Source organism: Blautia coccoides (assembly GCF_034355335.1).
GTDB classification, from domain to species: domain Bacteria; phylum Bacillota; class Clostridia; order Lachnospirales; family Lachnospiraceae; genus Blautia; species Blautia producta.
The window spans coordinates 4158424-4180595 of record NZ_CP136422.1; the positions used below are offsets into that span (position 1 = coordinate 4158424).

General features: G+C 46.1%; 24 protein-coding genes. 4 read left to right on the forward strand and 20 right to left on the reverse strand.

The genetic code is table 11. The annotated features are described in order from the left end of the window. Positions 1-18: 18 nt before the first annotated feature. The 10 genes from BLCOC_RS18710 to BLCOC_RS18755 all read right to left on the reverse strand — a co-directional run bounded on the left by BLCOC_RS18710 (position 19) and on the right by BLCOC_RS18755 (position 11015). Positions 19-1776 carry an acetyl-CoA carboxylase carboxyl transferase subunit gene (locus BLCOC_RS18710; RefSeq protein ID WP_018596563.1) on the reverse strand — a complete coding sequence of 586 codons (1758 nt, stop codon included), beginning with the start codon at positions 1774-1776 and terminating at the stop codon, positions 19-21. Between the two features lie 13 nt (positions 1777-1789). Then, on the reverse strand, positions 1790-3130 hold the full coding sequence (locus BLCOC_RS18715) for an acetyl-CoA carboxylase biotin carboxylase subunit (RefSeq protein ID WP_029468462.1): 1341 nt from the start codon (positions 3128-3130) through the stop codon (positions 1790-1792). Positions 3131-3140: 10 nt separating this feature from the next. Then, positions 3141-3569, reverse strand: coding sequence for a 3-hydroxyacyl-ACP dehydratase FabZ (gene fabZ / locus BLCOC_RS18720; protein WP_018596565.1), 429 nt, complete (start codon positions 3567-3569; stop codon positions 3141-3143). An 11-nt stretch (positions 3570-3580) separates the two neighbouring features. Then, positions 3581-4078 (reverse strand): acetyl-CoA carboxylase biotin carboxyl carrier protein, encoded by a 498-nt coding sequence (gene accB / locus BLCOC_RS18725; protein ID WP_029468461.1) that lies wholly within the window; start codon positions 4076-4078, stop codon positions 3581-3583. Between the two features lie 10 nt (positions 4079-4088). Then, entirely contained in the window at positions 4089-5324 is a 1236-nt protein-coding gene (gene fabF, locus BLCOC_RS18730; RefSeq protein ID WP_029468460.1) for a beta-ketoacyl-ACP synthase II, read from the reverse strand. Positions 5325-5333: 9 nt separating this feature from the next. Further along, entirely contained in the window at positions 5334-6074 is a 741-nt protein-coding gene (gene fabG, locus BLCOC_RS18735) for a 3-oxoacyl-[acyl-carrier-protein] reductase (protein ID WP_018596568.1), read from the reverse strand. Between the two features lie 124 nt (positions 6075-6198). Next, positions 6199-7140 (reverse strand): ACP S-malonyltransferase, encoded by a 942-nt coding sequence (gene fabD / locus BLCOC_RS18740; protein ID WP_018596569.1) that lies wholly within the window; start codon positions 7138-7140, stop codon positions 6199-6201. A gap of 239 nt (positions 7141-7379) precedes the next feature. Further along, entirely contained in the window at positions 7380-7613 is a 234-nt protein-coding gene (gene acpP, locus BLCOC_RS18745) for an acyl carrier protein (RefSeq protein WP_018596570.1), read from the reverse strand. Between the two features lie 260 nt (positions 7614-7873). Beyond that, positions 7874-9088, reverse strand: coding sequence for an FtsW/RodA/SpoVE family cell cycle protein (locus BLCOC_RS18750; protein WP_018596572.1), 1215 nt, complete (start codon positions 9086-9088; stop codon positions 7874-7876). 106 nt (positions 9089-9194) lie between these two features. After that, positions 9195-11015, reverse strand: coding sequence for a glycerophosphodiester phosphodiesterase (locus BLCOC_RS18755; RefSeq protein ID WP_018596573.1), 1821 nt, complete (start codon positions 11013-11015; stop codon positions 9195-9197). 221 nt (positions 11016-11236) lie between these two features. Here BLCOC_RS18755 and BLCOC_RS18760 point away from each other — a divergent pair, with 221 nt between their 5' ends. After that, entirely contained in the window at positions 11237-11761 is a 525-nt protein-coding gene (locus BLCOC_RS18760; RefSeq protein WP_018596574.1) for a hypothetical protein, read from the forward strand. On the opposite strand, the gene BLCOC_RS27815 is transcribed toward BLCOC_RS18760, so the two are convergent. The 3 genes from BLCOC_RS27815 to BLCOC_RS18775 all read right to left on the reverse strand — a co-directional run bounded on the left by BLCOC_RS27815 (position 11697) and on the right by BLCOC_RS18775 (position 13771). Then, positions 11697-11879 (reverse strand): DUF6783 domain-containing protein, encoded by a 183-nt coding sequence (locus BLCOC_RS27815; RefSeq protein ID WP_320960823.1) that lies wholly within the window; start codon positions 11877-11879, stop codon positions 11697-11699. The two genes, BLCOC_RS18760 and BLCOC_RS27815, sit on opposite strands and share 65 nt — an antisense overlap. Positions 11880-12014: 135 nt before the next feature. After that, complete coding sequence (locus BLCOC_RS18770) at positions 12015-12452, reverse strand: ACT domain-containing protein (protein WP_018596575.1); 438 nt, start codon at positions 12450-12452, stop codon at positions 12015-12017. Between the two features lie 17 nt (positions 12453-12469). After that, entirely contained in the window at positions 12470-13771 is a 1302-nt protein-coding gene (locus BLCOC_RS18775; RefSeq protein ID WP_026255602.1) for a phenylacetate--CoA ligase family protein, read from the reverse strand. 213 nt (positions 13772-13984) lie between these two features. Between BLCOC_RS18775 and BLCOC_RS18780 the strand changes: the two genes are divergently transcribed. From BLCOC_RS18780 to BLCOC_RS18790, 3 genes are read left to right on the forward strand one after another with little or no spacing between them, the layout of a single operon-like run. After that, complete coding sequence (locus BLCOC_RS18780; RefSeq protein ID WP_085967096.1) at positions 13985-14275, forward strand: spore coat associated protein CotJA; 291 nt, start codon at positions 13985-13987, stop codon at positions 14273-14275. Next, complete coding sequence (locus BLCOC_RS18785) at positions 14272-14532, forward strand: spore coat protein CotJB (RefSeq protein WP_018596578.1); 261 nt, start codon at positions 14272-14274, stop codon at positions 14530-14532. Before BLCOC_RS18780 ends, BLCOC_RS18785 begins: the two co-directional genes overlap by 4 nt. Positions 14533-14550: 18 nt before the next feature. Next, positions 14551-14802, forward strand: a complete 252-nt coding sequence (locus tag BLCOC_RS18790) for a manganese catalase family protein (protein WP_018596579.1) — start codon at positions 14551-14553, stop codon at positions 14800-14802. A gap of 204 nt (positions 14803-15006) precedes the next feature. Here BLCOC_RS18790 and BLCOC_RS18795 read toward each other — a convergent pair whose 3' ends face one another. The 7 genes from BLCOC_RS18795 to BLCOC_RS18825 all read right to left on the reverse strand — a co-directional run bounded on the left by BLCOC_RS18795 (position 15007) and on the right by BLCOC_RS18825 (position 22169). Further along, a complete protein-coding gene (locus BLCOC_RS18795) occupies positions 15007-16647 on the reverse strand; it encodes a recombinase family protein (protein ID WP_115623032.1) in 1641 nt (546 codons plus the stop codon). Between the two features lie 135 nt (positions 16648-16782). Next, positions 16783-16968 (reverse strand): hypothetical protein, encoded by a 186-nt coding sequence (locus BLCOC_RS18800; protein WP_018596581.1) that lies wholly within the window; start codon positions 16966-16968, stop codon positions 16783-16785. Positions 16969-17389: 421 nt separating this feature from the next. Then, a complete protein-coding gene (locus BLCOC_RS18805; RefSeq protein WP_018596582.1) occupies positions 17390-17584 on the reverse strand; it encodes a hypothetical protein in 195 nt (64 codons plus the stop codon). Between the two features lie 687 nt (positions 17585-18271). Further along, complete coding sequence (locus BLCOC_RS18810) at positions 18272-19042, reverse strand: SDR family oxidoreductase (RefSeq protein WP_115623033.1); 771 nt, start codon at positions 19040-19042, stop codon at positions 18272-18274. 62 nt (positions 19043-19104) lie between these two features. Continuing rightward, positions 19105-20139: an alcohol dehydrogenase catalytic domain-containing protein gene (locus BLCOC_RS18815; RefSeq protein ID WP_115625444.1), complete on the reverse strand. Its 1035-nt coding sequence runs from the start codon at positions 20137-20139 to the stop codon at positions 19105-19107. Between the two features lie 246 nt (positions 20140-20385). Further along, positions 20386-21669 (reverse strand): TRAP transporter large permease, encoded by a 1284-nt coding sequence (locus BLCOC_RS18820; RefSeq protein ID WP_115623034.1) that lies wholly within the window; start codon positions 21667-21669, stop codon positions 20386-20388. After that, positions 21669-22169: a TRAP transporter small permease gene (locus BLCOC_RS18825; protein WP_018596586.1), complete on the reverse strand. Its 501-nt coding sequence runs from the start codon at positions 22167-22169 to the stop codon at positions 21669-21671. The genes BLCOC_RS18820 and BLCOC_RS18825 overlap by 1 nt, the downstream gene beginning before the upstream one ends. Between the last annotated feature and the right edge of the window lie 3 nt (positions 22170-22172).

Below are 22172 nucleotides of genomic sequence, written 5' to 3' on the forward strand. Positions count from 1 at the left end.
ATTCTAACTCTTTCTGGCTCACATTTTTCTGAATCGCTCGTACCGGAGGGCTGCCAGCTCTTCCGGCGTCTTTTCTTCCATCTCTGTAAGGAACTGATGCATCCGATTCTTCATATCTTCTGCGATCTCATGCAGGTTCTGCGCACAGGCAGGAGTCTCCTCCGCAATCACATGCTCAATGATCCCCAAATCTTTCAAATCCCTGGCTGTGATCTTCATTACCTCTGCCGCTTCTTTGGCTCTCTTGCTGTCTTTCCAGAGAATGGATGCGAATCCCTCCGGTGAGAGTACGGAATATGTGGCATTTTCCATCATCCAGACTTCATTGCCCACACCCAGAGCCAGAGCGCCGCCGCTTCCGCCCTCACCGATGACAATACTCAGCACCGGCACCTTCAGATCAGACATCTCCAGGAGATTTCTGGCTATGGCCTCCCCCTGTCCTCTCTCTTCTGCCTCAATTCCGCAGAACGCGCCGGGGGTGTCAATGAAATTGATGATCGGGCGGTTGAACTTCTCTGCCTGTTTCATAAGCCGCAGAGCTTTTCTGTACCCTTCCGGGGAGGGCATGCCAAAGTTTCTCAGAATATTGTCCTTGGTATTTCTCCCCTTCTGTACGCCGATCACAGTTACCGGCTGCCCGTCCAGCACTGCCAGGCCTCCCACAATGGCACCGTCATCACGAAATGCCCGGTCCCCGTGCAGTTCCATAAATTCTTCAAAAACAGTCTCTATATAATCAAGGCTGGTAGGACGTTTGGAATCCCTTGCTGTCTCCACACGCTCCCAGGCAGTCATACTCTTATCCCGGTTCCTGCGCCTGCGCTTTTTCTCCCCTTCCTCCGCCATTTCCGGCAGAGAAATTCTGGTAAACTGGCAGTAGCCGTTCTTTCTCTCATGGAGCTTTACAAGTCCTGACAGGGTTTTTTTGAGCAGATTCCTTGTCACGATCCCATCAATGATTCCATGTTCCATTAAAAATTCCGCCTTTTGAAAGCCTTCCGGGAGCTTCTGCCCTATGGTCTGCGCGATCACCCTTGGGCCTGCAAACCCAATCAGTGCGCCCGGCTCTGCCAGGATAATATCTCCCAGCATAGCAAAGCTGGCTGTCACTCCGCCTGTAGTGGGATCTGTGAGAACAGGTATATAGAGAAGGCCTGCCTCGCTGTGCCTTTTAATGGCAGCCGAGGTCTTAGCCATCTGCATCAGGGATACCATCCCCTCCTGCATTCTGGCACCGCCGGAACAGCAGAACAGGATCACCGGCAGCTTTTCCTCTACAGCCCGCTCAAAAGAACGGGTGATCTTCTCTCCCACCACATATCCCATGCTCCCCATGAGAAAACGGGCATCGCAGACACCCAGCACAACTCTCGTGCCGTCGATCCTGGCCTCTCCGATACGGATAGCCTCCTCCAAATGTGTCTTTTCCTGCTGTTTCGCGATTTTCTCCTCATACTCAGGATAGTCCAGGGGATTAAAGGTATGAAGCCCTGTACACCATTCCTGGAAAGAACCTTTATCTGCCACCATACGGATTCGGGTCTTGGCCTTGATCCGGAAATATCCCTTGCATTTCGGACATACATAATCATTTTTTACAACGTCTTCCTTGTAGAGGAGTTCTCCGCACTTGGGACATTTCACCCATAAGCCTTCCGGAACGGAAGGTGCGTTTTCACTGGCCGGCATCTCTTCCCCGGATATTTTACTCTCCTCTGTCTCCGGCTCCTGTACATTGGTAGTCTTCTTGAATAAATCCTTTAATCTGGACATATCTGCCTGCTCCTTACTCGTAATGCTCTTCTATAAAATGTGTCGTCACATTTCCATCCAGAAAATCCTTCTGGTTCAATATATCATACTGGAAATCCAGGTTCGTCTGCACGCCTTCAATGATAACCTCACCCAGAGTGCTGCGCATCTTTGCTATGGCACCGGCTCTGTCTTTGTCGTGGACGATCACCTTCATGATCATGGAATCATAGTTGGGCGGTATCTGATAACCGTTATATACGGCCGTATCAATACGGACACCATTTCCGCCCGGAACATGCAGATTCTCGATCACACCCGGACACGGCATGAAATTCTTTGCCGGATTCTCCGCATTGATCCTGCACTCAATGGCATGGCCGCTCATACAGATATCCTCCTGCTTCACAGAAAGAGGAAGGCCTGCTGCCACCCGGATCTGTTCCTTGACCAGGTCCACACCTGAGACAAATTCTGTTACCGGGTGTTCAACCTGGATCCTTGTATTCATTTCCATAAAGAAAAATTCACCGTTCTTATCCAGCAGGAACTCTATGGTTCCGGCACTCTCGTATCCCACCGCTTTTGCGGCACGCACGGCAGTCTCTCCCATTTCCCTGCGCAGCTTTTCTGTAATGGCACAGGAAGGGGATTCCTCGATCATTTTCTGGTGACGACGCTGGATGGAGCAGTCACGCTCTCCCAACTGCACCACCTGACCGAACCGGTCTCCTATGATCTGTACCTCAATGTGGCGCGGTCTGCCCACATACCGTTCCAGATACATGGTGTTGTCCGCAAAAGCATTTACTGACTCCCTCTGGGCAGTGCTGAAATTTTCCTCAAAATCATCCCTGCTCTCAGATATACGCATGCCTTTTCCACCGCCGCCTGAAGATGCCTTTATCATAATGGGGAAACCGATCTTTTCCGCCTCTTTCAAAGCTTCCTCCACTGTATAAACCGGTTCTTTTGTTCCCGGCACAACAGGGACACCTGCTTCCATCATAGTTCTTCTGGCCTCGGATTTATTTCCCATCTTGTTGATGACTGCTGCAGACGGGCCAATAAATGTCACATTACACTTCTCACACATCTCCACAAATTTGCTGTTCTCTGATAAAAAGCCGAATCCCGGATGGATGGCTTCCGCTTTTGTGGCGATGGTGGCACTCAGTATCCTCTCCATGTTCAGGTAGCTCTCTGATGCTGCTGCGGGGCCGATGCAGACTGCCTCATCCGCAAGCTGCGCGTGGAGGGCATCCCTGTCCGCCTCAGAATAGACAGCCACGGTCTTGATCCCCATCTCTCTGCAGGCACGGATAATGCGTACTGCGATTTCTCCTCTGTTTGCGATTAATATCTTCTGAAACATATCCTATCTCCTATCCGATCACAAATGTCATCTCAGCGGATGTGGTTATTTTGCCGTCCTGGTTTCTGGCAACTGCTTTCCCCACGCCGATAGGCCCTTTTTCCTTTATGATCTCCAGTTCCAGGGTCAGGACATCTCCCGGAACTACTTTTGTCTTAAATTTAGCCGAATTGATGGCACCAAAATATGCTGTTTTTCCTTTGTTTTCCGGCTTGCTCAGAATTGCAACGGCTCCCACCTGGGCCAGCGCTTCCAGTTGGAGCACTCCGGGCATAACCGGCTCCTGGGGGAAATGTCCCGCAAAGTACGGCTCATTGTAGCTCACGCATTTCTTTCCCACCCCGCGGACACCCGGTTCCAGCTCCTCGATGGTATCGATCAGCAGAAACGGCTGTCTGTGAGGGATGATCTCCATAATTTCCTTTGTGGTAAGTTTCATATCTATACCTCCTAACGGATCACGAACAGCGGCTGTCCGTACTCTACAACATCTTCATTTTCCACCAGGATCTGCTCCACGGTTCCGTCAAATTCAGATTCTATTTCATTCATCAGCTTCATGGCCTCCACAATTCCCAGAACCTGGCCTTTTTTTACAGTATCCCCAACTTTTACAAATGCTTCCGCGTCCGGTGACGGCGCGTTATAAAAGGTTCCTACCAACGGAGATTTCACCACATTTCCGGAAAGGATGGTCTCTTCTCCATCCTGGAGGGAAACTTCTGTCTGGGATGGTCCTGCCTGTGCCTGGATGTTCTGCATAACAGGGCCGCCGGCTGCAGGTCCCAGGTCCTGTCCGGGTGCAGGCGCCATCACAGGCGCTGCGATGATTTTTGTCTGCTTGTTGGTCTTCATGGAGATTTTTAAATTGCCCTCCTCCATGGAAAACTGGGTCAGGTTTGAGTCACTGACTGTTTTTATTAACTGAATGATCTTATCAAATTCCATATCCGGCCTCCTAGTCTTCGTACTTTTTGATCAGCAGGCTGGCGTTGTGTCCGCCAAAGCCCAGGGAATTGGTGAGCGCATAGGGAATTTCCATCTCCACGCCGCTTCCTGTCACATAATCCAGGTCACACTCCTCGTCAGACATCTGATATCCTGCGGTTACATGTACAAAATTATTTTCCATCTCTTTTATACAGGCGATAAATTCCACTGCCCCTGCGGCTCCCAGCAAATGTCCGATCATGGATTTTGTGGAATTGACTTTCATTTTATATGCATGCTCTCCGAACAGCTTTTTGATGGCTCTTGTCTCAAACAGATCATTGTGGTGGGTGCTGGTTCCATGGGCATTGATGTAGGTCACATCCTCCAGGGATACCTCTGCCTCATCCACAGCGTTCTTCATGGCTCTGGCAGCGCCTTCCCCATCCTCAGCCGGAGAAGTAATATGGTAAGCGTCACTAGTGGCACCGTATCCCACAACCTCGGCCAGAATCTTGGCCCCGCGCTTCTTTGCATGCTCCAGTTCCTCTAAGACCACAATACCGGCGCCCTCTCCCATGACAAACCCATCTCTTTCTTTGTCAAAAGGAATGGAACAGCGGTCCGGGTCTGTGGATTTTGACAGAGCAGTCAAAGCCGCAAATCCGCTGACTCCAACTGGAGTAATGCAGGATTCCGCACCTCCTGCCACCATAATATCAGCATCCCCGAACTGGATGGTCCTGTAGGCTTCACCGATACAATGGGTACCTGATGCACAGGCAGTCACCACATTGATGCTCTTTCCTTTCAGACCAAACTGAATGGACACATTTCCTGCTGCCATGTTGGAGATCATCATAGGTACCATGAGAGGATTCACACGGTTCGGTCCCTTTTCCAACAGTTTTTTATGCTCTCTCTCGATGGTCTGCAGACTTCCGATACCAGAGCCAATGGAGCATCCCACTCTGTATGGGTCCTCCTCCTCCAGAGCGTATCCTGACTGTTCAATAGCTTCTTTTGCCGCTGCCACTGCGTACTGGCAGAACAGTTCCATACGTTTTGCCGCTTTTACATCCATGTATTCCTTGCCCACGAAGCCTTTTACTTCCCCTGCAAGGTGCGCTTTATATTCAGAAGCATCAAATTTGGTTATCTCCCCAAATCCATGCTTTCCTTCCTTTATTCCATTCCAAAATTCATCTACATTTAATCCCAGCGGGGTAATGGCACCCATTCCCGTCACTACTACTCTTCTCATGAAATCCTCCTATATGTTCATACCGCCGTCCACACTGATGACCTGGCCGGTAATGTAATCTGCTTTCTCTGATGCCAGAAATGCCACCATTTCGGCAATATCTTCCGGTTTTCCAAACTTACCCAGGGGTATCTGAGCGCAGGCTGCCTCTTTGATATCCTCTTTCAGCACATCTGTCATCTCTGTCTCTACAAATCCAGGAGCTACGGCATTGACTGTGATCCCTCTGCTCGCCAGCTCTCTGGCCATGGTCTTTGTAAGTCCGATGACACCGGCTTTGCTGGCCGCATAATTGGCCTGTCCTGCATTTCCCAGAATTCCAGATACAGATGAAATGTTGATGATCTTGCCGCTTCTCTGCTTTAACATCTGGCGGGAGACATGGCGGATCGTATTGAAGGCGCCTTTCAGATTCGTTTCGATCACTGCGTCAAAATCCTCTTCCTTCATTTTCATGATCAGGCTGTCTCTTGTGATCCCCGCGTTGTTTACAAGAATATCCAGATGTCCGTACTCTTTGATCACATTCTGGATCATCTCCTGACACGCCTGAAAATCTCCTACACTGCACTGATACAGGGATGCTTGGCCGCCTCTGCTTTTGATACTGTCTACAACTTCCTGTGCCCGTTCCCGGGAACCATTATAATTTACCGCTACTGCCGCGCCCTGTGCCGCAAGCGTAAGAGCAATGGCTCTGCCGATACCACGGCTTGCCCCGGTCACTAAGGCTACTTTATTTTCCAACATAACACTATACCTCACTTTTTCTGGATCTTTATGTCTCTTTCACACTTCTGATGTCTGAGTTTTTTTAATGCTTCAGGTGCTTTGGTTTTTGTTTCTATATACTATTGGTGCTTTGGTTTCGTCTTTATTCTACTTCCGACGCCCGGTTTTTCAGCGCTTCTGCTGTCTTTCCAAAATCTTCTACCGTCTGGATGTTCAGCATTTTCACATCACGGCTGATCTTCCGCATAAATCCGCTTAAAGTTTTTCCGGGTCCGATCTCCACAAAAGTATCTGTTCCGTCTGTGATCATTTTCTCCACACACTGCTGCCATTTCACGGAGGAGGATACCTGTCTTACCAGTAAATCCTTGACCTGGGAAGCCTCTGTCACATATTCTGCTGTCACATTGGTGATATAGGGAATCTTTGGTTCCCTGACATTCACCCCTTCCAACACCTCTGCAAGTTTTTCTCCGGCACCTGTCAGCATAGCTGAATGAAACGGTCCTGAAACTTTCAGAGGAACGATCCTTCTGGCACCCAGTTCTTTCAGTTTTTCAGAAGCCTTTGCCACTGCCTCTTCTTCCCCTGTGATCACAATCTGTCCGGGACAATTATAATTTGCTATGGAAACAACCCCTTCTGTCTCCCGGCAGGCATTTTCTATCACTGCTGCATCTGTTCCCATGACCGCGGACATAGCGCCTCCTGTGGGCACTGCTTCCTGCATGAAAATCCCTCTTTTGCGCACTACAGAGAATGCATCCTCCAAAGAGAGCACTCCCGACGCAATACAAGCTCCGTACTCGCCAAGGCTGAGACCTGCACTCACATCAGGTACAAGCCCTTCCTGCTCCATTGCTTTTAATATGGTTGCTTCCACACTCAGCATGGCAATCTGTGTATACTCTGTAATATTGATCTCCTCATTCTCTGTAAAACAGATTTTTGGAATATCCAGACCGGATACCTGGCTGGCTTTATCTATCACCTGTCTGCAGACAGGCATTTTATCGTAAAAATCCTGACCCATTCCCACGTACTGTGCTCCCTGGCCCGGAAATATAAATGCTGTTTTGCCCATAATCGTTCAAACTCCTTTGGCTGTAGAATATTTTGTATTTCAAAGTAATTGTTTTTAAAAATAGAACCTGCCATGGCAGTACAAACTGCCGCGGCAGATTCCACTCATCTGCACTATGATCGTTACTGTTCTGTCCTTCCCGTTCCGTCGCTTTTAGCTGTTTACCTTCTGTCTCTGACAGTAACATGCAAAAATCCGTTCAAACCGCATTCGGCCATAGGATTTTGCTCTCTATCCATTTATTCTTCAACGCCTTTATTTTTCAGGTAATCCATAACAGCGCCCACAGTTGTCAGTTCCTGTAATTCCTCAGCAGGAATTTCTACAGAATATTCATCCTCAAGTGCCATAACCAGTTCGAATAAATCCAGAGAATCTGCTCCTAAATCATCCTTAAAATTTGTTTCCGGATGGATTTCGCTTTCTTCACAATTTAACTGCTCTGCAATGATTTCCTTCATTTTTTCTAACATGATTTCTTATTCTCCTTTAAAATACATCTTATTCAAATCCAACTTGTGAATTTGTTTTTCTGATTTGATTTTTGAAATACTTTGATGACCAAAGTATATCTTCTTTACCACCATTTGTCAACCCTTTTCTCTGTACAACTGTTCAGTAACTGTTACGATTCAGCATTTCGGCTTCATGGCAACAAAAACATGCACATAGACTATAAAAACCGCAGTCTGGCGCGTGGCTGCCCTTAGTGCCGTTATTTAATTTAGATGAACTAGGTTTCAAATTTTATCTGTTTTGATACGCTCAGGGCAATTCCCATTTCTATCATAAGAAAGAGGATCGACGTACCTCCGTAACTTACAAACGGCAGTGTGATCCCGGTGGTAGGGATCAGGTTGATGACCACACAGATGTTCAAGATAACCTGAAGGGCGATATGGAAAAATATCCCGCTGACGATCATGGAACCGTACAGATCCGGTGCATTCTGAGCGATGAAAAACAACCGGTATAAAAGGTATCCAAACAGCGCCAGTACAATCATCCCGCCAAACACGCCAAGCTCTTCACAGATGATAGAAAAAATCATATCATTCTGTGCCTCAGGAACAGGTCCCAATTTCTGTACACTGTTGCCCAGCCCTTTTCCGAAAAATCCTCCGGAGCCGATAGCATACAGCGCCTGCATGATCTGGTAGCCGCCGTCCTTGGAATACTGCTCAGGCTGCAGCCATACCATGATCCGGCGAAGACGGAAGTCCTCAATGCTGCCCGCTCCGCTTCCCAGCGTCATATGCAGGATAATGATCACAGCCACCAGCACACCGCCCACTATAGCTCCTCCGATCAGAAACGGCTTCATTTTAGGATGGGCCATAAAGATCAGTAAAACAGTGATGGCTCCGATTATAATACCTGTACTTAGGTTATCTGTCAAGAGGAAAGCGCCCAGAGCAAGCACACCGCCCACTGCCAGAAGCAGGACCATGGACTGCCACTGCTTTATCTTCCGCCCAATCTTGATAATCAGACAGGGGATGAAGGTGATGACAGCTATCTTTGCGATCTCAGAAGGCTGGAACTGCGTCCATGAAGGGCCGAACTTCAGCCATCGCTTTGCGCCGTTGACCGTGACACCTAAGGGTGTCGGCACCAGACACATAAGGATCATGGACACCACATAAATAAACGGAGACAGGTGAAACAGCACATGATAGTCAAATCTGGAAATCCACAGTGCAAATCCTATGCTGACTGCGCTGATGAGCGCCTGTTTTCCAAAGTAAGCCATATCACTGCCTCTCTTCACCTGTGCCAGATAGGAACTGGTACTATAAAGCATTACCAGTCCAAAGCATGTGAGAAGCAACACAACAGCTACCAGATTAAAATCATAGTAGCGCACTCTGTTTGCGAACCGGCCTACAGGCTGGCCTCTTTTTCTCTTTTTTGCTGTTCCGGCTTTTTTAGCCACATTTACTGCCATTTGTTTCCTCCACTTTATTCACGTCTGCCGTACCTTTTAAAATGAGAAAGAGCAACTGTCCAGCCCTAGAGTGGTACAGTTACGGTAAGGCACATTTTAAGCTGTCTTATATTCTAAGGGCATATTTCATAAGCTCCCAAAAACCTGTCTCCGTCTCACTTTCCCGGTTCATTACTTTACGCACCAGGACTGGATTATCGGTAATGATATTGTCCACACCCACATCCATCATGCGCTTGATATCACCGCGGTAATTGACTGTCCATGCATGGACCTCTTTACCTAAAGAATGGGCCTCCCTGACAAATTCTTCATCAATATATGTGTACTTTACACTGAAAAAATCTGCCGCTGTGATCCTGGAGATGCTTCCGTATGTCATGGTCATGATATAACCGGTTCTGATATTGGGATTTGCCTTTTTCACCTGCTGAAGAAATCCATAATTCATGGACGTGATGACACAGTGATCCTCAAATCCATTCTGCTCAATCACTCTGACCACCTTTTTTACAATGCCCTTATTTTTACCATTATACTTAATCTCTATATTTAAGTCCAGTCTTCCTTTACAAAATTTTAAAACCTCGTCCAGAGTGGGGATTTTTTCACCTCTGAACTTTTTGTGGAAACTAGAACCGGCATCCAGTTTTTCAATTTCCGCATAGTTCATCTCCCACACATTTTTATTGACACCGGCTGTCCGCTTCAGGGAATTGTCATGAAGCAGCACCAATTCCCCGTCTTGTGTCTCCTGTACGTCAATTTCCGCAAAATCCGCACCACTGTCTATGGTATATCCAAGAGAACTTATGGTATTTTCCGGCGCCATCAATGCACCGCCCCGATGGGCTGTGACTCCCATGGTAGTCAGCAGGCTGTTCACCGCGCTGTCGTGTGATGAGGCCAGGACCACAAGATACGCCCCTTCTCCGATAAGCAGTATCAAGGTGAGGACTGCCGCTATTTTCCGTCTGCCCACCCTTGAAAACCAAATGTGGTTCCGAATGATCGCCTCCATGGCAGCCTCTGTCTGGGGCTGCACATGAAATCTGGCATATATCACATACACAAACGCCAGACTGCAGATCAGCTGCACTGCACCGGCAAATATCCCCAGTGCCATATCAATCCAACTACTGTATACAAGGACTGTGCTGACCACAGAGGTACCTGATTTTGTAAACATGGCAATCCCAGTCATCCCTGCCAGCACCAGCACATATACCACACCGATAAATACCAGCATTCCTATATGGAGCAGAATAAACCCGAGAAGTGTCTTTTTCCACTGCTTTTTCAACAGCCTGAGACCGTCTTTCATTCCCTTGACGCTCTTCTGCTCCTCCAGAAGACAATAGGGCAGGGAAAATATAAATAAAAACGAAACCAACAGTATGGTTCCCAAAAGCCCATATAAAATCCAATGGGGACTGACAACCTTATAAATCTGCCTGGCTGTAAATTCCAATACTCTGATATAGGAAATTTCCCGGATGAGAAAATACATGGACAAAAAAGGCGCTGCCAGAATAATGCACCAAAACCAGGATATATGACTGTTTTTAAGGAAATCCCAGGACCGCTTCACACCTTCAATGAGCATATCACTGGTATAGATTTTCCGCCCCTGATAGGAATGTCTGAAACAAGACAAAAGAGCTGAGATCTCTATCAGAAACAGCAGTAGGATAAGTATTAAAATCCCCAAAAGCAGCACAACTGACAGAGGACTTGCAAGAAATTTTAAATAGTTTTCAGCAGTCAGATAACTGAAATTCTGCGCTTTCAAAGAGTAGTTGACCGCAGCGGAGACAGCATGCATGACCAATAGAAAAGAGGCCGTTCTGTAGCCTGTCTCAAAAAGCAATAGACTGATCATATTCTTTTTTACTGCTCTCCACATACTTCTGAAAATCTGCTTCATGCCCTGTCACTTCCTGCCTCTGTCTCTGTCAGCCTGCAGATGCTTCGCGGCTGTTTCTTCTATTCTAACAAATATTATACCCTGAACACAAGTATACAAATGATTCTTCTTAAAATAATAATAATTTATACCAGAAATCCCTATTGCAATGCCTTGACTTTCTCCCCCTCTATATTATAATAAATTTAGGTAGTTAAAAACATGTAGTGGAGGGTAACGTTATGACACCAGATGAATTGTATACGCAGGCTAAGGAATCTCCTGTCCTGTCGCGGGAGGTAACAGACACTTTATTGGAATCACTGGAGTACAGCAGCATTTCTTTTTTAAACCAGGCCGTTGAAATCCTCGGGATCTTCAGAGCACGTCTGGAACGTGGTGACAGAATCACTTTGGAGACTTCAGGAGATGTTTTAAATCTTAGAAGTTTCCGAAAATTTGTAGAAAACACATTTTCAGACTATATTTACGGCCATGTATTCGCAGAGGACAGTGAGCAGAAGAGAAGCTATTTCCATCTGGATGCCTGTGAGGGCGGTTACTCCCTTGTTCTGGCTGAGGATGGCAAACAAAACCTTTTTGAATGGATTTCTTCACCCAACGAGAGGTTTTCATTTGTCTATATGAAGGCCACCAAGATTGTGTACATAAAGAATATCCGGACAGGGGACTATTTCCCGTTCATATCTGAAAACGGAAAATACTGCAGGTATGACAAGATACAGGGAATGCTTGTGGAAGTATAGATTTCCTGTTTTGCCTGGAGCGTGTCTGAAAAATGCTTTCGGCAGGCTGTGCGTCACATTTTACGGGAAATTTTGAGTCGACAAGGGAGGCGCAGCGGGCTGCGTTGACCGAATCGATGTACTAGAGTGTACCTGGAATCAGGATATGGGTTGGAACAGGATTTTATGCTGTATAAAAGACAGCCATGAATAAAGGATGCCGCTGATCACATTTCAGTGATACAGCGCATCCTTTTTATTTGTAACAATGTTCTTATTTGTACAGCTCATCTAAATCGTCCTGGCAGAGGGGCTTAACACCGTTCTTTGTCAGGGCCTCAATTGCTTTTTCATTGTCTCCCACTCTTAAGATCATACATGCCTTATCTTTCACGCCTGCAGTGAATGCATAGGTGTATTCCACATTGATCTGGTTGTCACCCAATATCTGCATAACTTTTCCGAGACTTCCAGGCTTATTAGAAATGGCAATCGCCAATACCTTTGTGATGGAACATATGTAGCCACAGTCTTTCAAAACCCGGACTGCATTGAACGGGTCATCCAAGATCAGGCGGATGATGCCAAAATCCTTTGTCTCAGCCAGAGACAATGCCCTCATATTTATTTTATTTTCATTCAGAGCATTCGCCAGCTCTGCCAGCATACCCGGTTTATTTTCCACAAATACAGAAATCTGTTTTACTGTCATAAAAATCCCCCCTTTTTCTAGTAAAGATTACGGTTATCAATTACACGTTTCGCCTTGCCTTCGCTTCGGGCGATGGTCTTAGGCGCAACCAGTTTTACAACTGCATAGATACCCAGCATGGACTTCAGTGCCTCGATCAGCTCACGCTCTCTTACTTCAATCTCCCGGATAGAGTCAGAGAACATTTCCGGAGTCATCTCCACCTGAACTTCCAGCTTGTCGCTGTTCTTTTCACGGCTTACGATGATCTGGTAGTTAGCCGGATAACCCTTGTTGAGGAGTACCGTTTCAATCTGGCTCGGGAATACATTGACTCCTTTGACGATGAGCATATCATCACTTCTGCCCATGGGCTTCGACATGCGCACATGAGTTCTTCCGCAGGAACATTTTTCACGGTTCAGTACACAGATATCCCTGGTTCTGTAACGCAGAAGAGGGAATGCTTCTTTTGTGATGCTGGTAAATACCAGCTCGCCCTTCTCTCCGTCCGGAAGAACTTCACCTGTGACCGGATCAATGATCTCAGCAATAAAATGGTCCTCATTAATATGCATCCCGCCCTGTGCGCTGCATTCAAAGGATACACCCGGGCCGGAAATCTCAGTGAGTCCATAGATATCATACGCACGGATTCCAAGCTTGTCCTCCACATCACGGCGCATTTCCTCACTCCATGCCTCTGCTCCAAATATACCTGCTTTCAGCTTGATCTTGTCTCTAAGCCCTCTCTCACAGATTGTCTCCGCCAGATAAGCCGCATAAGATGGGGTACAGCAGAGGATCGTGGAACCAAGGTCACACATGAACTGTATCTGTCTGTCCGTATTACCGGAGGACATAGGAAGTGTCAGAGATCCTACCTTATGGGAACCGCCGTTCAGACCAGGCCCTCCTGTAAACAATCCATAACCATAGCATACATGTACTACATCATCTTTTGTTCCGCCTGCTGCCATGATTGCTCTGGCACAACAGTCATCCCACAAATCTATATCATGCTGAGTATAGAATGCCACCACTCTTCTGCCCGTCGTGCCGCTGGTTGACTGGATACGCACACAGTCAGAAAGAGGGACTGCCAGCAATCCATAGGGATACGCTTCACGCAGATCTTCTTTTGTCAGGAATGGAAGCTTATGCAGGTCATCCATAGACTTGATATCCTCGGGTACAAGGCCCACTTCCTCCATTTTTGCTCTGTAATAGGGCACGTTGTCATATACGTGCTTTACCTGTTTTGTCAGACGTTCGTCCTGCCATTCACGAATCTGCTCTCTTGAGGCACATTCGACTTCCGGCTGATAATAATTCTCCATTGCTGTAAATTCCTTTCCATCCATTTTACTCTAAAACGGCATCCCGGACCATATATCACTTTTGTCCTGACATGCCTGCCGCCGGGTACTGACCCACATCGGCCCGTTTTTATTATTATATCATTTTAGCGCTTCAGCGTAAAGAATATTTAACATTTTATGCAGTCCTTCATAAGATATTACTGTATAAGTAAATTAAAAGGATAAACAGATATGGAAAAATGTCGAATGAATTATCAGGGCGTCCGTCCGTACTATCCGCCGAATAGAGAAATGCCGGCCCGCGATAACTGCCGCCGTACACCCTGTGGCTGTAACTGTAATTGTGATATGGTAGACAACACCTCAATCTATGAACATGCCGACAAGCTGCCGCTTACTATGGCATATGTACCCATGCAAAAATTCAAAACTACCTTTGAACTTTGCAAAGCGCTGCAGATGGGAACCATCTTCCCTGAACTTTGCAAGCCATTCTGTGGAAAGAGAGGTGGATGTCGATGAAGGAATGCAGACGCAGCAAATCCCAGTTAATGCAGCTGATCAATGAAGTCAGCTTCGCCGTCAACGATATGAATCTCTACCTTGACACTCACCCGGATGACAAGTCCGCTATGGAATTTATGTGCGATAAAATCCGCATCCGCGAAGAAGCGCTGAAAGAATACGCCATGTACTATGGCCCGCTTACCATTGCAACTGCTGATGATGACTGCAGCAACTCATGGGATTGGGTAATGCAGCCGTGGCCTTGGGAATAGAGAGGAGTGTGCTAGAATATGTGGAATTATGAGAAGAGATTACAGTATCCGATAAATATTAAGACTCCGAATGCCAAGGCTGCTTTGTTTATTATGAGTCAGTATGGTGGACCAGATGGAGAAATTGCCGCTTCTATGCGTTATCTGTCACAGCGGTTCGCCATGCCGAATCGCATCGCCATGGGTACCCTGAATGATATAGGTACATCGTTCTTGCTATTGCCCCCATATCTCCCCATCGTACTACGCCAGGTTAAGTATGCCACATAGTAACCACATTCTGATGGAAAGAAGTAACTTATTGTTATTATTCACAGCCACTGTTCCACGAGATTTGTTATGCTTTTTATATGCTTGCGCATGAAAATCCCGAGGCAGCCGGCGCAGTTTGGAGCAGAATACTCCGCCTCTATGCATGGCGAAGCGTATTGCTGTTCACAGAACTGCCCTTTTTGCAGTGCTATTCCATCTCAACTAAAGAATCTCTAAGATATCCTCCGGACCGTCTTCCACAATAGCTGCTTCCAATATTTCTGTATTATAATTATCCCGTTTCCCACTGCTGTGAATCCGCATCTTTATTCCAAACGGAACATATTTTATCCACACACATACCATCTGTCCCTGATAAACCACTATTTTATCGATTAATTCCCTGAAAAGAGCATCTTCTGCTCCATGAAAATTCAATATTCTATCAACTGACTCCTTATAGTTCTCAAAACAAGATTTCCTTTCCTCCTCTGCGGCTTTCTCCTTTTTCGCTTTTAAAAGCCTTTTTTCCAGCTTTTCCTTCTGTCCGTCATACCAATTTTTCTGTTCTGCCAATTCTTTGGTATCTAACATTCCCTCCAGTACCAGATCAACACATTTTTTCTTTTTTCCCTCTATTTCTTCTATTTTTCTTTCAATAAAAGAAATATCTTCCATATATATGTCTTTTTGATCCAGTCTTTTTATTCTTTGCAGAATTTCTGTTATCACAGTTTCTCGGTCAAAATTCACCTGTTTTAGAGCATAACATACACAGGATCGCAGTGCCAGGTCACTGACTGCAGTGTTGTCACAGCAGGGTCTGTTACCTTCTCCCTCTTTTTTTACCTTTCCATGATTTGCGTGATTATAGCATCTCCACGTTCTGTAATTACTCCCGTCCCCACGTTTTTTTGAGCGGACCACAAAACTTCCTCCGCATTCCCCACACTTGACTTTTCCGCTGCACCAATAGCGGGTGCCTTGTAATGACTTGCTGTTTTTAGATAATGATCTCCTTTTCAGCTCTCTCTGTGTTCTGTCCCATAATTCTCTGTCAATGATAGATATATGATGTTCCTTCAAATATACCATTTCTTCCTCACCCTCATTTTTCTTTTTCCTGTGGGAAAGGAAATCCGGAGTGATTGTTTTTTTCTGGCATAAATCGCCGGCATATTTCTCATTTTTCAGCACCTTAAGGATCATGGTATTAGACCATGTATCTCCCCGTTTCGGCTGTATCCCTTCCTCCATCAGTTCCCTGGCAATAACATAGGTACCCTTCTGCTCATTTGTATACTTATGAAAGATGGCCCTGACCACCTCTGCCTCCTCCTCATTTACATATAGTCTGCCGGCCTTCACTGTATACCCAAGCAGGTCTCTCCCGAATACCACTCCCTGCTCCATCCTGCGTTTCTGTCCCCATTTCACACGTTCGGAAATCTTTCTGCTTTCATCCTGGGCAAGCGTTGCCATAATGGACAGACGCAGTTCGCCGTCCCCGTCCATTGTATCAATATTGTCTATAGTAAAAATAACCCGAACGCCTTTTGCCTTCAGTTTTCTTATATAAGAGAGTGTATCCACAGTGTTTCTGGCAAACCTAGACACTTCTTTTGTGAGGATCAAATCTATTTTCCCTGCCATGGCATCCCGGATCATCCGATTGAACCCTTTTCGGTTTGCAGTCTGTGTTCCGCTGATGCCCTCATCATAATAAATACCCGTCAATTCCCATCCTTCATGCTGATGGATGTATTCGGTAAAGTAATTCCGCTGGCTGTTAAGGGAGTTTGCCTGGTCTTCTTTCTCTGTAGATACTCTCCCATATGCAGCTGCCCTTACTCTATTTCCCACCTAAAAAGCCTCCAACCTATATAAGTCCAGTTTTCGCCTGCCCACGCCCATACATAGCTGCCGCGGTCCTCTCTCTATTACGCACAGATAATCCTGGATGCTACACGCACGATTCGCAGATGCTTTACGGATACTTCATGAATCCAATTCATTCAGAAGCTCACCAAGCTGCTCATCCGTAAGCAGACTTCCCGCATGAAGTTCTCTGCAAATCCCCTTTTTTAACTGTCTGCTGAAATCTTTTTCCTGCTCCGCTGTCAACACAATACGCTGCCCATTTTCCTGTTTTAGAAAAATACTCTTTTCCTTGCTGTCCTCCACAAGATGTCTCCTATTATTTATGCCCTTATAATAGAATATGCAGAAAAAGTAATTTTGCCATAGTTACTAATGGCCTGAAATTGTCACATTTCCAATTCTTACGTCATAACAATAATCCCATCGGAACATCTTATCGCAAGAACAATAACCGAGATGCTCCACACATGCACTCGAAAATCTTGTAAATGAATGCTAAGAGTAACGCTCCAGTAAGTCAGCCCATTTACTGTGCTGTCCGAAAAAATGTCCTACAGTCAGGCAAGAATCCTTTCACCAAAATGAATCTGCATAGATTTGTTCATAACTGTGAATTCATTATACAGTTATCGGTAAAAATATTTACTTTTGAAAACAATAAAATACCTGGAAGCAGCAGCTACATCCTATCTGCTGCTTCCAGGTACTTCGCACAAATCTCTTACTATTTTTCTTCCTTTTCTGTTTTCAAAGGTTCCACTTCTTCCGCTTTAAATACATATCCGCAGGAACAAGCAGTCTCCTCGATCACTCTGCCTCTTACCGTAAAAACTTCCACTTCTTCACCGCATTTCGGACATGTCCTGTCCTCCGGTATTGGGGTTCTGTATTTGCTTTCGCATCCATCTAAAACTGCCATGTCTTTCACCTCCTGATGCGCTAGAATGTGTTGTATGTCACTTTCTGCAAAATGTTCGCCACAGTTTACGGGAGATTCATTCTATCATAAAGGGGGCACGGCGGGCCACGTCACCCCAATGAAGGGAGAATATACCGCCAAGTGCAGTGTGCAGACTACAGGAATGAATTTTTAGACACATTCTAATGAATTATATATCGCTTATCACAATATATTGTATCTCTTATCCGCAATTAAAACAAGCCGCTTTTCAATATATTGCTGCTAAAACGTGACTGTTTGTTATTGTTCACGCTTTGATCAGCAGCACACTTCACTATGCACATTTCTGTCCTTTATGGTAATTCTACTCTTTATGATTATTCTACCTTTTATGGTAGTTCTGCCTTTTATAGTGGTTCTTCCCTTTATGGTAGTTCTTCCCTTTATAGATGTTAAATACAACGGTTTGCATTTTGCTGCCGGCTAACTCGAACGTTTGCTGCGCATCGCGCTGGCAATCCCGGAAATTTTCATGCGTTCTGATTTTCACATATACTGACTTTCACATATACTGATTTTCATATACTCTGTATGAAAATACATTGTTAAACAACCGCCATGCAAACAGGAACACAATAACACACCAGATACACATTACATGGTTTCATAAATTCTCGCGCGCGATCAGGCACAGTCTTTTGTTCTTTATTTTACTAGATATCCCCCATCTACAGGTATTATAGCTCCGCCCAGATAATCGCTTGCATGGGAGGCCAGAAATATGCAAGTGCCCTTCATATCATCCCAGGTTCCCCATCGGTTGGCGGGAATCCTGTCTGTGATCTGCTGATATCTGGGATTTTCCGGGTCCAAAAGAGCAGCATTCATCTCTGTTGCCATATATCCGGGAGCAATGGCATTTACATTGACACCTCTGGCGATCCAGTCGTTGCTCAGTTCCTTTGTAAGCTGCGTCACTCCGCCCTTTGCCGCCGTATAGGCAGGAACAGTCTGTCCCCCAAACCAGGATACCATAGAAGCAATGTTGATGATCTTCCCGTATCCCTTTTCCAACATGATTTTGGCTGCCTCCTGACACAGGATAAATACGGAATTCAGATTCACATTCAGAACCTCATCCCACTCTTCCACTGGGAAGACCTCTGCACTGTGCCGTCTCTGAATGCCATGGGCTGTCACAAGAATATCCAAATCCTTTCCAAGCTTTTCCACACATTCCCTAAAACAACTGTACACTTCCTCACGTATGGCCAGATTCGCTTTCACGCCATGGCATTTAAATCCTCTTTCACGAAACTGTTCCGCTGTTTCATGGACTTTATCAGATGTCCCCACTATGGCAACCTCACAGCCGGCCTCCATAAGGCCTTCTGCCATTCCATATCCCAAACCTCTTGTTCCGCCTGTCACGATCGCCTTTTTTCCTTCGATATTAAATAATTCATTTCCCTTCATATCTATGCCGCAGGATAGAAAATCCTGCCCTCCTTTCAAAAAGCCATACTTACATACAGCAGCTAAAACATGATCACCATTTTCTTAACTGACGGGTCCGGATTGTCCATATACTCAAATACTTTATCAATCTGGCTGAAGCTTATAAATGTAGTGGCAATCCCCTCTGTATTAAACTTCTTATTTTCCATACATTCAATGGTTGGTTCAAATTTAAAACAGGACATTCTTGTTCCGATAATGTCAAGTTCCCTTTGATTGATCATGGCCTGTGTGATCTCTTCCGGTTTCGTACAGAAGCCCAGAGGTACCACACGTCCTGCATTACAGACAATTCCCGGCCGCATGATCATAGTAAGAGAGCCGGGGAAGCAGGCCGAATCAAATGCAATGGTCACCCCATGTCCTTCGGTGATTTTCTGTACAGCTTCAGCCAGGTTCTCTTTCTTTGTATTGATCACATGATCCGCACCGTATTCCTTTGCCCGTTCCAGAGAGCTGTCACTGATATCACAGCAGATAACAGTTTTACATCCCTTTGCCTTACAGGTCTGCAGGATGATCGCCCCGATTGTTCCTGCCCCCAGGATCAAAACGATGTCCTCCGACACTACCCGTCCTCTGGCAGTACAATGGGCACCGATCGCATAGGGTTCCACAAGTGCAGCATCCTCCCATGACACACTGTCGTCGATCCTGTAAACTTCCTTAGCGGGCGCTGTAAAATATTCCCTCCAGCCGCCGTCCATCCCGGATCCTCTGACCATTACCTTTTCACACACATTTTTTCTTCCGATCCTACACTGATAACATTCCCCGCAGGTGTGGATCAGGTCCACGATCACATGATCCCCCTCTTTTACATTTGTCACATTTTTCCCTGCTTTCGCAACAATTCCTGCATTTTCATGGCCGGGAATACGGGGATATGTAGAACAGGGATTTGCGCCGTGATAAATATGATGGTCACTTCCGCATACACCTGCTGCCTTCATCTGGATCAGAACCTCATCATCACCGGGTACGGGAACAGGGACTTCACGCACTTCTGTATGATGAGGCTTTACAACCACTACTTCCTTCATCGTATTCTTCATTTTCTTTCCTTTCCGGGTCATTTCCCCTGCCCGGAAAAGTTCCGGGCGCATTTATTCTTCTTATGATCTAATCACCTATCCGGTCTAAGATCACACTGCCAATGCTGAATATTTTGTCATCCTGCAAGGCGGAGGAAGGAAGCCGAGTGTTTCCTCCCATGGCCGCCCGCAACATAGAAGATGACAAAATAGACAGTGCTGGAAGTGTGACTTCCGGCAGGATGGAACACCAGTATCAACTATCTGTCAGGATACAAGATTCGGCAGCAATGTGGAGAGTGCCGGGACATAGGCAAAAATAACAGCGCATACCACTTCTACAGCCACAAAAGGAATCAGATTCTTCGCCACCTTGCTGACCGGCTGCTCTGAAAATCCGCAGGCCACAAACATGGTAGTACCAAAAGGCGGTGTGGCCTGACCAAGTGCCAGCAAAAATACGAACAGCATACCAAAATGTACTGGATCCACGCCGAATGCCACTGCGATGGGTGCCAGGATCGGACCCAGGATCAGATTGGTGGCACCCACCTCCAGAAACATACCGCAGATAAGAAGCAGAACAATGATCAATGCCAGGAACACATATTTATTGCTTGCCACTGCCATAAATGCGTTGGTAACCGCAACCGGAATCTTATAATATGTGATCAGATATCCAAACATCTGTGCCGTAACTACCAGAAACATAAGATTTGCGGTACTTACAGCGGTTCCTTTCAGAATCTCCCAGACATCTTTACCACTGATCTCCCTGTAAATCGCAATACATACCAGAAATCCGTAGAACACTGCAACCACAGCGGATTCCGTTGGGGTAAAAATACCTGCGTAAATGCCGCCCAGGATCACGATGGGCATGATCAAAGCCCAGACTGCATCTTTGAAGGAGAGAAGGAATCTCTTAAAGGAAAATCCTGTCTCTTTAGGGAAATCACATTTTTTTGCTTTATAAAAGGCATATACGCAGAGAAGGATTCCGCACAGAATACCCGGAAGGACACCTGCCATCAGCAGTTTTGCCACGGATACACCTGTAATGTTACCATAAATAACAAATACTGTGGACGGCGGAATGACAATTCCCAGTGTTCCGCCAATTGCCTGTACGGCTGCCGCATAATCTTTAGGATATCCCCGTTTTACCATTTCCGGATACATCAGTCCGCCGATGGCCGCTGTTGTCGCCACAGAGGAGCCGGAAATTGCCGCAAAAAAAGTACATGCCACTATGGATACAAGGGAGATACCTCCTGAGATCCATCCGACAAAGGAATCCGCAAAGGCCACCAGCCTTTTGGATAATCCTCCCTTTGACATAATGTCACCTGCCAGGAAAAACGCGGGCAGAGCCAGCATGGAAAAATTATCACACCCCGTAAAAATCTTTTGTGTGATCATGGCAAAGGATAATGCCGGGTCTAAAAATATGGCACAGATACATGCTCCCCCCAGGGCCCAGGTAATCGGCAGGCCGAGAAGCATGAGAACGATCAGTACAACGATCAAAGCTACCGCGGAAGCTGACATCAGTTATTTCCCCCTTTCTCTTCTGTTGTTTTTATTTTAATGGTTTCTTGCAGTTTAAAGACTACAGAGATCACCGCAAGTCCGAATCCAAGACACAAAATCCCGTACATAACATTCATGGGAATCCTCATAGCCGGACTCATCTGGTATCCTCCAATGCGGAGCATGCCAAACGTGCTGTAAAAAAACACAGCGGATATAGCCAATGCTAAAACCTGTCTTCCTATCTCAAAAGCCTTTTTCACCCCGGATGGCAGAAAGTTATCAATAATGTCAATGCGGACCATAAGATTCTGGGAAATACCAATATTGATACCCAGCAGAATCATTGCCACGAACAGATATCTGGATGCCTCCTCAGACCAGGGTATGCTGTAAAAAATAACATATCTGGTAAAGGTCTGCACCAGAATGATCACCATAATTGCCACAAGTATGACCGCAGTCAATGCATTCACAGCACTCTGCAGCCTGCCAAAAGCCTGCTTTGCTTTCTCCATATT

Bases quoted from the DNA above. Each gene is read 5' to 3' on its own strand.
- BLCOC_RS18710 (WP_018596563.1), bottom strand. From the start codon at position 1,776: ATGTCCAGATTAAAGGATTTATTCAAGAAGACTACCAATGTACAGGAG.
- BLCOC_RS18715 (WP_029468462.1), bottom strand. From the start codon at position 3,130: ATGTTTCAGAAGATATTAATCGCAAACAGAGGAGAAATCGCAGTACGC.
- fabZ (WP_018596565.1), bottom strand. From the start codon at position 3,569: ATGAAACTTACCACAAAGGAAATTATGGAGATCATCCCTCACAGACAG.
- accB (WP_029468461.1), bottom strand. From the start codon at position 4,078: ATGGAATTTGATAAGATCATTCAGTTAATAAAAACAGTCAGTGACTCA.
- fabF (WP_029468460.1), bottom strand. From the start codon at position 5,324: ATGAGAAGAGTAGTAGTGACGGGAATGGGTGCCATTACCCCGCTGGGA.
- fabG (WP_018596568.1), bottom strand. From the start codon at position 6,074: ATGTTGGAAAATAAAGTAGCCTTAGTGACCGGGGCAAGCCGTGGTATC.
- fabD (WP_018596569.1), bottom strand. From the start codon at position 7,140: ATGGGCAAAACAGCATTTATATTTCCGGGCCAGGGAGCACAGTACGTG.
- acpP (WP_018596570.1), bottom strand. From the start codon at position 7,613: ATGTTAGAAAAAATGAAGGAAATCATTGCAGAGCAGTTAAATTGTGAA.
- BLCOC_RS18750 (WP_018596572.1), bottom strand. From the start codon at position 9,088: ATGGCAGTAAATGTGGCTAAAAAAGCCGGAACAGCAAAAAAGAGAAAA.
- BLCOC_RS18755 (WP_018596573.1), bottom strand. From the start codon at position 11,015: ATGAAGCAGATTTTCAGAAGTATGTGGAGAGCAGTAAAAAAGAATATG.
- BLCOC_RS18760 (WP_018596574.1), top strand. From the start codon at position 11,237: ATGACACCAGATGAATTGTATACGCAGGCTAAGGAATCTCCTGTCCTG.
- BLCOC_RS18770 (WP_018596575.1), bottom strand. From the start codon at position 12,452: ATGACAGTAAAACAGATTTCTGTATTTGTGGAAAATAAACCGGGTATG.
- BLCOC_RS18775 (WP_026255602.1), bottom strand. From the start codon at position 13,771: ATGGAGAATTATTATCAGCCGGAAGTCGAATGTGCCTCAAGAGAGCAG.
- BLCOC_RS18780 (WP_085967096.1), top strand. From the start codon at position 13,985: ATGGAAAAATGTCGAATGAATTATCAGGGCGTCCGTCCGTACTATCCG.
- BLCOC_RS18785 (WP_018596578.1), top strand. From the start codon at position 14,272: ATGAAGGAATGCAGACGCAGCAAATCCCAGTTAATGCAGCTGATCAAT.
- BLCOC_RS18790 (WP_018596579.1), top strand. From the start codon at position 14,551: ATGTGGAATTATGAGAAGAGATTACAGTATCCGATAAATATTAAGACT.
- BLCOC_RS18805 (WP_018596582.1), bottom strand. From the start codon at position 17,584: ATGGCAGTTTTAGATGGATGCGAAAGCAAATACAGAACCCCAATACCG.
- BLCOC_RS18810 (WP_115623033.1), bottom strand. From the start codon at position 19,042: ATGAAGGGAAATGAATTATTTAATATCGAAGGAAAAAAGGCGATCGTG.
- BLCOC_RS18815 (WP_115625444.1), bottom strand. From the start codon at position 20,139: ATGAAGAATACGATGAAGGAAGTAGTGGTTGTAAAGCCTCATCATACA.
- BLCOC_RS18820 (WP_115623034.1), bottom strand. From the start codon at position 21,669: ATGTCAGCTTCCGCGGTAGCTTTGATCGTTGTACTGATCGTTCTCATG.
- BLCOC_RS18825 (WP_018596586.1), bottom strand. From the start codon at position 22,169: ATGGAGAAAGCAAAGCAGGCTTTTGGCAGGCTGCAGAGTGCTGTGAAT.